The sequence below is a fragment of the Mycolicibacterium bacteremicum genome, assembly GCF_002086115.1.
Lineage (GTDB): Bacteria > Actinomycetota > Actinomycetes > Mycobacteriales > Mycobacteriaceae > Mycobacterium > Mycobacterium bacteremicum.
Genome location: NZ_MVHJ01000019.1, coordinates 79843 through 92593, shown reverse-complemented (window position 1 = coordinate 92593; position 12751 = coordinate 79843). Strand labels below are relative to the sequence as shown.

Here is a 12751-nt window from a genome sequence, read left to right as displayed (position 1 = left end):
GCCGACCGGGTCGATGCTCAGGTGGCGGCGCCGGCGGGCGTTTCGGGCGCGGCGCACCGCTTCGGGGTCGACGTCGATGATCATCCAGTCGATCAGATCGGCGATCCGCTCGTCCGACAGCGGGTTCCAGGATGGGGTCTTGGCGGCGAGTTGGGTGTCGATGACGGTGATGATGTCGGGGTCGATGATCAGGGCGGTGCGGGTGAGGATGAGCCGCAGTACCCGCAGATCCACGGTTCCGGTGGCGAACACCTCGGCGAGGGCGGGCAGTCGGGTGAGTAGGTCGCGGCCCTGGGTGATCAGCGTGCAGGCCCGGCCGCGGCTGATGCCCAGCTCGGCGCCCAGCTCAGCGGCGGCCAGTTCCCAGTCATCGACGATGAGGTCGTCGAAGGCGTGGCCGAGCTGGGCCATCCGGGCCAGGGCGAACCGCCCGGCGGCCAGCACCTTGGCGGCCACCGCCGCGCGTTCGGCGCGCAGTTGGTCGCGCGCGGTATCGAGATGGGTACCCACATCTCGACTATCGAACATGTGTGCGATTATGCCACCGGCCACCGACAGTATTGGTCCTCGAACCAGTCGACGATGAGAACGTGACGGTAGGGTTCGGGCCGTCGAGACCTCCCGTCGACCGGAACCCCACCTGTTCGTCACCTGTCGACCGGTCCCCGAACGCCCAGCACCGGCTGCCGCGGCCCGCCGCGGTTGAAATCCGGGCACCACGGCGAGTGGTCGGCATCGTCACGCCAGACGATCTGCAGGGCACGGATGGGACCCCGGTGATAGGTCACCGCCCACCCCATGTGGACGTCGGGTGCGGCCACCTCGACGAACTCGGCCGCCGAGTCGTCGCCGAACGTCATCGTGTCACCGGGCGCGGGTTCCACCTCGTGCACCATGTAGTGCGCCGTCGTGCTCAACAACAGCAGGGACCGTTCCGGTGGTAACCCGGTGATGAGAAGTTCGGGCAGGCCCGCATCGCTCAGGCCGATGGTGTAGGCGAACGGCGGATCCGTCTCGACGTATTGCACCGCCCAGCCGTTCCTGGTCACCTTGCCGTGCAGGACTTCCAGATAGTCGGCCCGGGTCGCCCCGGGGTGATCGCATTGCCAGCACATGGTGTGCCCCTTCCGTGAGTACTTGGGTCCACCATCCGCCGGCCCACCGACAACACCGGCTGACAGAATCGAAGGGTGTCCACGCGCAACGGTCGGGTCTCGCACTGGTTCGCCACCCTGCCGACGCCGCGCCCACGACTGCCCGGCGATCGGGACGCAGATGTCTGCATCGTCGGCGCGGGCTACACCGGCCTGTGGACCGCCTACTACCTCAAGAAGGCCGACCCGGGCCTGCGCGTCACCGTGCTGGAGGCCCGGTTCGCCGGCTACGGTGCGTCCGGACGCAACGGCGGCTGGCTGTCCGGACTGATCCCGGGCGACCGTAACCGGATGGCGAAAGAGCATGGCCGCGAACGGGTTGTGGCCTGGCAGCGCGCACTCAACGACGCCATCGACGAGGTCATCGCGGTGGCGGCCGCCGAGGGGATCGAGGCGGGCATCGTCAAGGGCGGCAATCTGGAGATCGCTCGCAACCCCGCCCAGGCGGCCCGGTTGGCGGCCGTCCTCGCCGAGGAGCGCCGGTGGGGCAACGACGTTACTGAGCTCACTGATCAGCAAGCGGCGCAACGGATCACATTCGACCGCGTGTCTGCGGCCTATCACACACCGCATTGTGCCCGCGTCCAACCCGCCGCGCTGGTGCGTGGTCTGGCCCACGCCGTCGAACGCCTCGGCGTCACGGTCTACGAGCGATCGCCGGTCATCGAGATCGCCCAGGGACGTGCGGTCACCGTCAGCGGAACCGTGCGGGCACCCGTCGTGCTGCGCGCCACCGAGGGATTCACCTCGGCACTGCCGGGTCTGCACCGGCGCTGGCTACCGATGAACAGCTCGATGATCGCCACCGACCCGATCCCGGCCGCCATCTGGGATGAGATCGGTTGGCAGGAAAGAGAACTCGTCGGCGACACTGCGCACGGCTTCTTCTACGCCCAGCGCACCGTCGATGACCGCATCGCCATCGGCGGTCGCAGCGTGCCGTACCGCTTCGGGTCGCGCACCGATCTGGACGGGCGGGTGCCCGCCCGCACCATCAGATCCCTGACCGCGGTGCTGCATTCGCTGCTGCCGCAGGTGCGCGACGTGCCGATCGCGCACGGTTGGTGCGGTGTGCTGGCGGTGCCGCGAGACTGGCAAGCCGGTGTGACGCTGGACCGTACGACGGAACTGGGCTGGGCGGGCGGCTACGTCGGGCACGGGGTGACGGCGGCCAACCTGGCCGGCCACACGCTGGCCGATCTCGTCGCCGGACGGCGCACCGAGCGCACCGAGCTGCCCTGGGTCGGCCATCGGTCGCGGAATTGGGAGCCCGAACCGCTGCGCTGGCTGGGAGTGCGCGGCCTCTACCTCGCCTACCGGCTGGCCGATCGGCACGAGGAGCGCAGCGGATCGCCCAGGACCTCGCCGATCGCGCGGGCGGCGGATCTGATCACCCGCAAGCCCTAGGCTTCGGCGCGCTCCTTGAGCCGCTGCAGGGTCAGCCGGATGTGCTCGGCGTTCGCGGTGTCGCGGTCGCTGATCCCGGTGGCCAGACCGGCGATCTTCTTGAACCACCCGGCCCGGCGGTCCCACGTCGACTCGGTGACGGTGCAACCGCCCTCGGCGGGAACGATGTCATAGCGCCAGTGCGCCACCGGGAACACCGCCGACTTCACGTCGAAGGCGAACGCCCGGCCCGGCTCGGCCGTGGTGACGGTGCAGGTGGTGCTCCAAGACTTCGACCCGTTGCGGTTCTGCCCCTTGAACACCGCCCCGGGCGCGGCAGCCGAACCCTTGGTCCAGGACATGGCGTGCGCCTCCTCGGCCAGCGACGCCAACGTGGGCAGATCGGTGATCAACGCGTACACCGCGGCGGGTTCGGCGGCGATGGTCACGGACGCGTGTACCGGTGCAGTCATGCGCCGATGGTATCGAGTCGGAGGTGACGGGAATCACCACCGGCCCGAGTTCGTTGACAGCGCTATGACAGAGCGGCAGCCGCGGCAGCCCAGTGCCGACCACCCGATCACCATCACACCGACCGGACGACGGGTGACCGTGACCGTCGGCGGCGCGACCATCGCCCGGACCGACGACGCGCTGACGCTGCAGGAGGCCAGCTATTCGCCGGTGCAGTACATCCCGCTGGATGACATAAATCCCGCGGTGCTCTCGGCCAGCGCGACGACCACCTACTGCCCGTACAAGGGTGACGCGACGTACTACAACGTCAACGACGTGGCCGATGTCATCTGGACCTATCAGCAGCCCTACCCGGCGGTCGCCGAGATCGCCGGCCGGGTTGCCTTCTACCCGGACAAGGCGCGGATCGAACTGGCCTAGATTGGGTGCGTGCCGTCCGCCACGCTGACCTTCGGGGGGCCCGTCAGCCCCGGTCTGACGCTGGCCCCGCTGCGCCGCGGCAGCGGTGACCCGTGCTTCCAGATCATCGGCACCGACATCTGGCGGACCTCGCTGATGCGCACCGGTCCGGTGACCGCCCGGATCGCCAAGACCGCGATCGACACCGTGGAATGCGAGGCGTGGGGAAGCGGCGCCGCCGAGTTCCTCGACGGACTGCCCGCGTTGCTCGGCCACGATGATGACGCCACCGATTTCGACCCGTCGGAGCCGACGGTCGCCCAGGCGCACCGGCGCGTGCCGCACCTGCGTCTGGGCCGCACCGGCAGGGTGCTGGAGGCCTTGATCCCGGCCGTCATCGAGCAGCGTGTCTATGGCAAGGACGCGTTCCGGGCCTGGCGCATCCTCACCACGAAGTTCGGCCAACCGGCCCCGGGGCCCGCGCCGGCCGATATGCGGGTACCGCCGAGTGCGGAGGTCTGGCGGCGCATCCCGTCCTGGGAGTTCCACCTGGCCAACGTGGATCCGGGGCGGGCCCGCACCGTGGTCGGATGCGCCCAGCGCGCGGACGCGCTGGATCGGTTGACCGCCGAAAACGCGGTGCGGGGACTGAGATCCCTACCGGGCGTGGGGGAGTGGACGGCCGCGGAGACCGTACAGCGGGCGTTCGGTGACCCGGACGAACTGTCGGTGGGCGATTTCCATCTGGCCAAGACGGTCGGGCTCAGCCTGCTCGGTGTACCGATCGACGATGCGGCGATGGTCGAGTTGTTGGCCCCGCTGCGCCCGCACCGCCACCGCGCGGTCCGGTTGCTCTATGCCAGTGGGCTGGCCGTGAATCCGCGCCGGGCGCCCAGGCAAGCCATTCCTAACCTGCGCGCGCTCTGATCGACCGGTGATTACCGGATGGCGCCGGTGGGTAAACGTCCCGGAGGCACGTCGATGCCGAAGACACCTTGACGTCACGCGAAGGAGCGACCATGACCTCGTTCACCATCCCCGGACTGTCCGACAAGCAGGGCAGCGAGGTGGCCGAACTGCTGCAAAAGCAGCTCAGCCGCTACAACGATCTGCACCTGACCCTCAAGCACGTGCACTGGAATGTCGTCGGGCCGAACTTCATCGGTGTGCACGAGATGATCGACCCGCAGGTCGAGCTGGTCCGCGGGTACGCCGATGAAGTGGCCGAACGTATTGCGGCGCTCGGTGCGTCGCCGCTCGGAACGCCGGGCGCGATCATCAACGACCGCACGTGGGACGACTACTCGGTGAACCGCGACAAGGTGCAGGCGCATCTGGCCGCGCTGGACCTGGTCTACACCGGGATCATCGAAGACACCCGTAAGAACATCGAGCGGCTCGATGACATCGACCTGGTGTCCCAGGATCTGCTGATCGGTCACGCCGGCGAGCTGGAGAAGTTCCAGTGGTTCGTGCGCGCACACCTGGAGAGCTCCGGTGGCACGCTGGTTCACGAGGGCGAGTCCACCGAAAAGGGCGCCGCCAACCAGGCTCGTTAGTCGACTGCCCGCGGGGCGTGATCGGTCAGCGGCGGTACGCCGTCAGCCTGGCCGTCAGCGCCACCCGGCCGTCATCCCCGATGCCCTGAGCCTCGGCCACGCCGCTGCTACGTCCGACGTGCAGCGGCGTTGCCGTGTAATGGGAGCGACCGCCGCCGATCAGCCTGCGCAGATAGTTGATCCGCAACGATGCGGTGTGCAGCGGATCCTGGGGACGGCCGACGTTGAGCGCGGCGCTGGCGACCAGCTCCAGTCCGGCCGCGGCCACGCCACCGTGCACCGCGCCGAGGGTGTTGTTCACCGCGGCGTGCGCCAACTGGCGCAGGACCACCGCGTCGCCGCCGGTTTCGGCGATCTCCACCGCCATCAGGTCGGCCAGCGCGGTCGGCAGCGGCTCGGTGGACTCGACCGGCTGCTCGAACGCGCCGGGCACGTGCACGGCGGCCTCGATGTAGAAGGTGCGCACCGTGGCGAGTCCGATCTCCGTCCCGCCATGGGTCAGATCGCAGATCGACAGCGAGGTCGTGCCGGCCGCGCCCACGGCCCGGCTCTCGGCCAGCACCGGGGTGGCGGGGTCGGCGGCCAGGATCGTCTGGGCATCGGGCGCGAACTCCATGGAGAGCTCACTGGACACCGTCCAGTGCCCGTCGGGTCGCCGGGCGTGGTTGGCGAACCCGGCGATGTGGTCGACGAGGACCGCCAACGGGGCCAGGCTGGGCGCCCCGGTGAACGGGTTGCACAGCCCGGCGACGGGCATGGTCGCCGCGTGGTCGACGGGACCGTCGCCGACGTTGCGGATGCCGAAACGGCCGGGCGGAGTGGTCTGTGGATAGGACATCACCGTCCAGCTTCGCCCCGACCGCCCCGGGCGATACCTGTAGGGGGTATCTATCGTGGCAAAAGGGCGTTATCTAAGAATCTGAGAAGTCTTTTCAGCAAACTTCCTTCAGTGGAAAGTCGCAGTTCGAAGCGGCGACGTGAACGGGTGGCAAATGCATGTGACTGACGTCTCATTTTCGGTGATCGTCGGTCGTGGTTGCCGGACGCCGCGCATCATCGCCAAAGGTGTTCGGCGTCAACATTTCTCGGACGAATCACGGGCCGTCGGGCCGGCGCCCGGCGAGAGCGGCGAAACAGTCTAGTTAGGTCTGGCTAAGTTGGCATGCCTTGCGGTCTTTGTCATATCGTTTTGTCCACTTGTGGCGAGTGGGTGAACGCCGTCGTTCATTGCTGCACGAAGGCACCGCGATCGCCAGATCGGTGACCACCGGATGCCGCCGGCGTCAGCCGGCTGTCCATGAAGCCTCCAGCAGGCTTCGAGAGTTAAGGGTCAGGTGATAATGGCGCCCCAGCAGGGTCTCTACCACCCCACATACGAGCACGACTCCTGCGGCGTGGCGATGGTGGCCGATATGCATGGCCGCCGCAGCCGCGACATCGTCGACAAGGCGATAACCGCGCTGCTGAACCTGGAGCACCGCGGGGCCGCCGGCGCCGAACCCAACACCGGTGACGGCGCGGGCATCCTGCTGCAGGTGCCCGACGAGTTCCTGCGGGCCGTGGTGGCCGAGCAGGGGGACTTCGAACTTCCCGCCGAGGGCAGCTACGCCACCGGTATCGCCTTCCTGCCCCAGTCGGCCCGCGACGCCAACCTGGCGTGCGAAGCCGTCCAGAAGATCGTCGAGGCCGAGGGGCTGCAGCTGCTGGGCTGGCGGGATGTCCCGCACGACGATTCCTCGCTGGGCGCCCTGGCCCGCGACGCGATGCCCACGCTGCGGCAGATCTTCATCGCCGGCGCCTCGGGCATGGACCTGGAGCGCCGGGCCTATGTGATCCGCAAGCGCGCCGAGCACGAGCTGGGCACCAAAGGCCCCGGTCAGGACGGCCCCGGCCGCGAAACCGTCTACTTCCCAAGTCTTTCTGGCCAGACCTTCGTCTACAAGGGGATGCTGACCACCCCGCAGCTGCGTGCCTTCTACCTGGACCTGCAGGACGAGCGGCTGACCAGCGCGCTGGGCATCGTGCACTCGCGTTTCTCGACGAACACCTTCCCGTCCTGGCCACTGGCACACCCGTTCCGTCGCGTCGCCCACAACGGTGAGATCAACACCGTCACCGGCAACGAGAACTGGATGAAGGCCCGCGAGGCGCTCATCCACACCGATGTGTTCGGCTATCACAACGACCTGAACAAGATCTTCCCGGTCTGTACCCCGGGAGCCTCGGACACCGCCCGTTTCGACGAGGTGCTCGAGCTGCTGCACCTGGGCGGCCGCAGCATCGCGCACTCGGTGCTGATGATGATTCCGGAGGCCTGGGAGCGCAACACCGAGATGGACCCCGCGCTGCGGGCGTTCTACCAGTACCACGGGTCGCTGATGGAGCCGTGGGACGGCCCGGCGTCGGTGTGCTTCACCGACGGAACCGTCATCGGCGCCGTGCTCGACCGCAACGGTCTGCGTCCGTCGCGCATCTGGGTCACCGAGGACGGCCTGGTCGTGATGGCCTCCGAGGCGGGCGTGCTCGACCTCGACCCGTCCACCGTGGTGCAGAAGATCCGGCTGCAGCCGGGCCGGATGTTCCTGGTCGACACCGCCCAGGGGCGCATCGTCTCCGACGAGGAGATCAAGTCGCAGCTGGCCGCCGAGCATCCCTACCAGGAATGGTTGGACGCCGGTCTGTTCCACGTCGACGATCTGCCGCCGGGCAAGTACGTCAAGATGCCGCACCACCGGGTGGTGCTGCGTCAGCAGGCGTTCGGTTACACCTACGAGGAGCTGAACCTGCTGGTCGCGCCGATGGCGCGGACCGGCGCCGAGGCGCTGGGCTCGATGGGCACCGACACCCCCATCGCGGTGCTCTCACAGCGCCCGCGGATGCTCTACGACTACTTCCAGCAGCTCTTCGCCCAGGTCACCAATCCGCCGTTGGACGCCATCCGCGAAGAGGTGGTGACCAGCCTGCAGGGCACCGTCGGCCCGGAGGGCGACCTGCTCAACCCGGACGAGAACTCCTGTCGCCAGATCGTGCTGCCACAGCCGATCCTGCGCAATGCCGATCTGTCCAAACTGGTCGACGTCGACCCCGACCACGAGATCCACGGACGCAAGCACGGGATGCGGGCCGCCGTCGTCAGCTGCCTGTACCCGGTCGCCGACGGCGGCGCCGGCCTGCGCCGCGCGCTGGAGGACGTCCGCACCAAGGTCAGCCAGGCCATCCGCAACGGGGCCCGCATCATCGTGCTGTCCGACCGCGAATCCACCGAGTGGCTGGCCCCGATCCCGTCGCTGCTCTCGGTTGCCGCCGTGCACCACCATCTGGTCCGCGAGCGCACCCGCACCCAGGTCGGGCTGGTCGTCGAATCCGGCGATGCCCGCGAGGTACACCACATGGCGATGCTGTGCGGCTTCGGCGCCGCAGCCATCAACCCCTACATGGCCTTCGAGTCGATCGACGACATGATCGACCGCGGTGTCATCACCGGCCTGTCCAGCGATGCGGCCAAGGCCAACTACGTCAAGGCCGCGGGCAAGGGCGTGCTGAAGGTGATGTCCAAGATGGGCATCTCCACCCTGGCCTCCTACACCGGTGCCCAGCTGTTCCAGGCGATCGGCGTCAACCAGCGGGTGCTCGACGAGTACTTCTCCGGATTGCATTGTCCGACAGGCGGTATCGATCTCGACGACATTGCCGCCGATGTCGCTGCCCGCCACGAGCTGGCCTACCTGGACCGCCCCGACGAGTGGGCGCACCGCGAACTCGAGGTCGGCGGTGAGTACCAGTGGCGCCGCGAGGGTGAATACCACCTGTTCAACCCGGACACCGTGTTCAAGCTTCAGCACTCGACCCGCACCGGCCAGTACGAGATCTTCAAGGAATACACCAAGCTGATCGACGACCAGAGTGAGCGGATGGCCTCGCTGCGCGGTCTGTTGAAGTTCAAAGATGGTGTCCGGGAACCGGTTCCGCTGGACGAGGTGGAGCCCGCCAGCGAGATCGTCAAGCGCTTCTCGACCGGCGCCATGAGCTACGGGTCCATCTCGGCCGAGGCGCACGAGACGCTGGCCATCGCGATGAACCGCCTCGGTGGGCGGTCCAACTCCGGTGAGGGCGGCGAGGACGTGGCGCGCTTCGAAGCGGACCCCAACGGGGACTGGCGGCGCAGTGCCATCAAGCAGGTGGCGTCCGGGCGCTTCGGGGTGACCAGCCACTACCTGACCAACTGCACCGACATCCAGATCAAGATGGCCCAGGGCGCCAAGCCCGGTGAGGGCGGCCAACTCCCGGGGCACAAGGTGTACCCGTGGGTGGCCGAGGTGCGGCACTCGACGCCGGGCGTCGGGCTGATCTCCCCGCCGCCGCACCATGACATCTACTCGATCGAGGATCTGGCGCAGCTGATCCACGATCTGAAGAACGCCAACCCGCACGCCCGCATCCACGTGAAACTGGTGAGCGAGAACGGTGTCGGCACCGTCGCCGCCGGTGTCTCGAAGGCACACGCCGATGTGGTGCTGATCTCCGGTCATGACGGCGGCACCGGGGCCACCCCGCTGACGTCGCAGAAGCATGCCGGCGCCCCGTGGGAGCTCGGCCTGGCCGAGACCCAGCAGACCCTGCTGCTCAACGGACTTCGCGACCGCATCGTGGTGCAGGTCGACGGCCAGCTCAAGACCGGCCGCGATGTGGTGATCGCCGCGCTGCTCGGCGGCGAGGAATTCGGCTTCGCCACCGCACCGCTGGTGGTCTCCGGCTGCATCATGATGCGGGTGTGCCACCTCGACACCTGCCCGGTGGGTGTGGCGACCCAGAATCCGGTGCTGCGCCAGCGCTTCAACGGCAAGCCCGAGTTCGTGGAGAACTTCTTCATGTTCATCGCCGAAGAGGTGCGGGAACTGATGGCCCAGTTGGGCTTCCGCACCATCAACGAGATGGTCGGCCAGGTCGGCGCGCTGGACACCACCCAGGCCGCCGAACACTGGAAGGCGCACAAGCTGGACCTGGCGCCGGTGCTGCACGAGCCCGACTCGGCGTTCATGAACCAGGATCTGTACTGCAGCTCGCGGCAGGATCACGGTCTGGACAAGGCGCTGGACCAGCAGCTGATCACCCAGTGCCGGGAGGCCCTGGACACCGGGACGCCGGTGCGGTTCACCACCAAGATCGCCAATGTGAACCGGACCGTCGGCACGATGCTGGGCCACGAGGTCACCAAAGCCTATGGCGGGCAAGGGCTTCCGGACGGCACCATCGACATCACCTTCGAGGGGTCGGCCGGCAACAGCTTCGGCGCGTTCGTGCCGCGCGGTATCACGCTGCGCGTGCACGGCGACGCCAACGACTACGTCGGCAAGGGGTTGTCCGGCGGCCGGATCGTGGTGCGGCCACCGGGCAACGCACCCAGTGACTATGTCGCCGAGGACAACATCATCGCGGGCAACGTCATCCTGTTCGGCGCGACCACCGGGCAGGCCTTCCTGCGCGGTCAGGTCGGCGAACGGTTCGCGGTGCGCAACTCCGGTGCACAGGCCGTCGTCGAGGGCGTCGGTGACCACGGGTGTGAATACATGACCGGCGGCACGGTCGTCATCCTGGGCCGTACCGGTCGCAACTTCGCGGCGGGTATGTCCGGTGGCGTCGCGTACGTCTACGACCCGGACGGCCGGCTGCCCGGCAATGTGAACGGTGAGATGGTCGACCTCGACGACCTGGCCGCCGAGGATCTCGAGGTGTTGCAGGAGATGATCGTGGCACATGTCGATACGACGGACTCGGCGGTGGGCCGCCGGATCCTGGCCGACTGGGACGGCGCGGCGAAGCAGTTCGTGAAGGTCATGCCCCGTGACTACAAGCGGGTGCTGGAGGCCATCGAAGAGGCCGAGAACTCGGGTCAGGACGTGAACGAGGCGATCATGGCGGCGGCCCGTGGCTGATCCGAGCGGTTTCCTCAAGCACACCGTCCGCCAGACTCCGGCCCGGCGGCCGGTCGACCTGCGCCTGCAGGACTGGAAAGAGGTCTACGAGGACTTCGACCACGAGACGCTGCAGGTGCAGGCCTCGCGCTGCATGGACTGCGGTATCCCGTTCTGCCACAACGGGTGCCCGCTCGGGAATCTGATCCCGGAGTGGAACGACCTGGTGTACCGGGATCGCTGGCGCGACGGTATCGAGCGGTTGCACGCCACCAACAACTTCCCGGAGTTCACCGGCCGGCTGTGCCCGGCGCCGTGTGAGGCGTCCTGCGTGCTGGGTATCAACCAGGATCCGGTGACCATCAAGCAGGTCGAGGTCGAGCTCATCGACAACGCCTTCGACCAGGGCTGGGTCACACCGATGATCCCGACCGTGCGGACGATGAAGAAGGTGGCCGTCGTGGGTTCCGGCCCGGCCGGACTGGCCGCGGCCCAACAGCTGACCCGTGCCGGTCACAGCGTGACGGTGTTCGAGCGGGCCGACCGTATCGGCGGGCTGCTGCGCTACGGCATTCCCGAGTTCAAGATGGAAAAGCGCCACATCGACCGTCGGCTGGAGCAGATGGCGGCCGAGGGGACCCAGTTCCGCACCGGGGTGAACGTCGGGGTGGACATCACCGTCGAGCAGTTGGACGAGGAGTTCGACGCCGTCGTGTTGGCCGGCGGTGCCACCGCCTGGCGTGACCTGCCGATCCCGGGCCGTGAGCTCGACGGCATCCATCAGGCGATGGAGTACCTGCCGTGGGCCAACCGCCTGCAGCAGGGTGACGACGTGGCGGGAGCGGACGGCGAACCGCCGATCACCGCCAAGGGCAAGAAGGTCGTCATCATCGGCGGCGGTGACACCGGTGCCGACTGCCTGGGCACGGCGCACCGCCAGGGTGCGGCGAGCATCCACCAGTTTGAGATCATGCCGCGCCCGCCGGAGACGCGCGCCGAGTCGACGCCGTGGCCGACCTACCCGCTGATGTACCGGGTGGCCTCGGCGCACGAAGAGGGCGGCGAGCGGGTCTTCTCGGTCAACACCGAGGAGTTCTGTGGAACCGACGGCCGGGTGTCCTCGCTGAAGGTGCACGAGGTGCAGATGAAGGCCGGCAAGTTCGAGAAGGTCGAGGGGTCGGACTTCGAGCTGGAGGCCGACATCGTCTTCCTGGCGATGGGTTTTGTGGGCCCGGAGCGCGAGGGCCTGCTGACCGAGCTGGGTGTCGAGCTGACCGACCGCGGCAACGTCTCCCGCGACAAGGACTTCCAGACCAATGTGCCGGGCGTGTTCGTGGCCGGCGACATGGGGCGCGGACAGTCGTTGATCGTGTGGGCGATCGCCGAGGGCCGCGCCGCTGCGGCCGGTGTCGACCGTTACCTGATGGGCGAGTCCGCGTTGCCACGGCCGATCGCGCCGACGGCCGCGCCCCAGCGATGAGCGCTTGCGCGAAGAGCATTTCGATTAGCTGAGCGCTTGCGCGAAGAGCATTTCGATCAGCTGAGCGCTTGACGTCGAGTCACATCAGCAACACAAGTCACAGCAGAAACATCCGATTTTTAATCGGCGTGCCGGTTGGTGTTAGCCGCGTCACAGGTGTCTAATGGCTGAGCAGGGGTCGTGCGGTAAAGTGACCCCACGGTGCAGCTATTCGCCGACCGCAGGAGTTCCTACCGTGTACATGACACCCAATTCACGGTCACTGGTGAGTCGAATCGCCTGGTCATGGTTGCGTCACCCGCGTCGCAGCCGTGAGTTCCCAGCTAAGCACGAGCGCCTCATCACCTCCGCCGAGTTACTCCGATACGGCTACTGACCCGGTCC

At 67.8% G+C, this 12751-nt stretch carries 10 protein-coding genes; 6 read left to right on the top strand and 4 right to left on the bottom strand.

All coding sequences use genetic code 11. From position 1 onward, the window contains the following. Positions 1-528, bottom strand: a 528-nt coding sequence (locus tag BST17_RS20090) for a DUF222 domain-containing protein (protein ID WP_133053557.1), incomplete at its 3' end; no start/stop codon positions are given. A gap of 119 nt (positions 529-647) precedes the next feature. Then, a complete protein-coding gene (locus tag BST17_RS20085) occupies positions 648-1115 on the bottom strand; it encodes a DUF4262 domain-containing protein (protein WP_083060661.1) in 468 nt (155 codons plus the stop codon). Positions 1116-1190: 75 nt separating this feature from the next. Between BST17_RS20085 and BST17_RS20080 the strand changes: the two genes are divergently transcribed. Further along, positions 1191-2561 carry an NAD(P)/FAD-dependent oxidoreductase gene (locus tag BST17_RS20080; protein WP_083060660.1) on the top strand — a complete coding sequence of 457 codons (1371 nt, stop codon included), beginning with the start codon at positions 1191-1193 and terminating at the stop codon, positions 2559-2561. On the opposite strand, the gene BST17_RS20075 is transcribed toward BST17_RS20080, so the two are convergent. Then, positions 2558-3013 carry an SRPBCC family protein gene (locus tag BST17_RS20075; protein ID WP_083060659.1) on the bottom strand — a complete coding sequence of 152 codons (456 nt, stop codon included), beginning with the start codon at positions 3011-3013 and terminating at the stop codon, positions 2558-2560. The genes BST17_RS20080 and BST17_RS20075 overlap by 4 nt on opposite strands. 64 nt (positions 3014-3077) lie before the next feature. Here BST17_RS20075 and BST17_RS20070 point away from each other — a divergent pair, with 64 nt between their 5' ends. The 3 genes from BST17_RS20070 to BST17_RS20060 all read left to right on the top strand — a co-directional run bounded on the left by BST17_RS20070 (position 3078) and on the right by BST17_RS20060 (position 4975). Beyond that, on the top strand, positions 3078-3437 hold the full coding sequence (locus BST17_RS20070; RefSeq protein WP_083060658.1) for a DUF427 domain-containing protein: 360 nt from the start codon (positions 3078-3080) through the stop codon (positions 3435-3437). Positions 3438-3446: 9 nt separating this feature from the next. Continuing rightward, on the top strand, positions 3447-4343 hold the full coding sequence (locus BST17_RS20065) for a DNA-3-methyladenine glycosylase family protein (protein WP_109750220.1): 897 nt from the start codon (positions 3447-3449) through the stop codon (positions 4341-4343). A gap of 92 nt (positions 4344-4435) precedes the next feature. Then, on the top strand, positions 4436-4975 hold the full coding sequence (locus tag BST17_RS20060) for a Dps family protein (RefSeq protein WP_083060657.1): 540 nt from the start codon (positions 4436-4438) through the stop codon (positions 4973-4975). 25 nt (positions 4976-5000) lie between these two features. On the opposite strand, the gene BST17_RS20055 is transcribed toward BST17_RS20060, so the two are convergent. Continuing rightward, a complete protein-coding gene (locus BST17_RS20055; protein ID WP_083060656.1) occupies positions 5001-5813 on the bottom strand; it encodes a PaaI family thioesterase in 813 nt (270 codons plus the stop codon). A 502-nt stretch (positions 5814-6315) separates the two neighbouring features. Between BST17_RS20055 and gltB the strand changes: the two genes are divergently transcribed. Further along, complete coding sequence (gltB, locus tag BST17_RS20050; protein ID WP_083060655.1) at positions 6316-10908, top strand: glutamate synthase large subunit; 4593 nt, start codon at positions 6316-6318, stop codon at positions 10906-10908. Then, positions 10901-12367 (top strand): glutamate synthase subunit beta, encoded by a 1467-nt coding sequence (locus BST17_RS20045; protein ID WP_083060654.1) that lies wholly within the window; start codon positions 10901-10903, stop codon positions 12365-12367. The genes gltB and BST17_RS20045 overlap by 8 nt, the downstream gene beginning before the upstream one ends. Positions 12368-12751 lie beyond the last annotated feature (384 nt).

Bases quoted from the DNA above. Each gene is read 5' to 3' on its own strand.
- BST17_RS20060 (WP_083060657.1), top strand. From the start codon at position 4,436: ATGACCTCGTTCACCATCCCCGGACTGTCCGACAAGCAGGGCAGCGAG.
- BST17_RS20085 (WP_083060661.1), bottom strand. From the start codon at position 1,115: ATGTGCTGGCAATGCGATCACCCCGGGGCGACCCGGGCCGACTATCTG.
- gltB (WP_083060655.1), top strand. From the start codon at position 6,316: ATGGCGCCCCAGCAGGGTCTCTACCACCCCACATACGAGCACGACTCC.
- BST17_RS20055 (WP_083060656.1), bottom strand. From the start codon at position 5,813: ATGTCCTATCCACAGACCACTCCGCCCGGCCGTTTCGGCATCCGCAAC.
- BST17_RS20075 (WP_083060659.1), bottom strand. From the start codon at position 3,013: ATGACTGCACCGGTACACGCGTCCGTGACCATCGCCGCCGAACCCGCC.
- BST17_RS20070 (WP_083060658.1), top strand. From the start codon at position 3,078: ATGACAGAGCGGCAGCCGCGGCAGCCCAGTGCCGACCACCCGATCACC.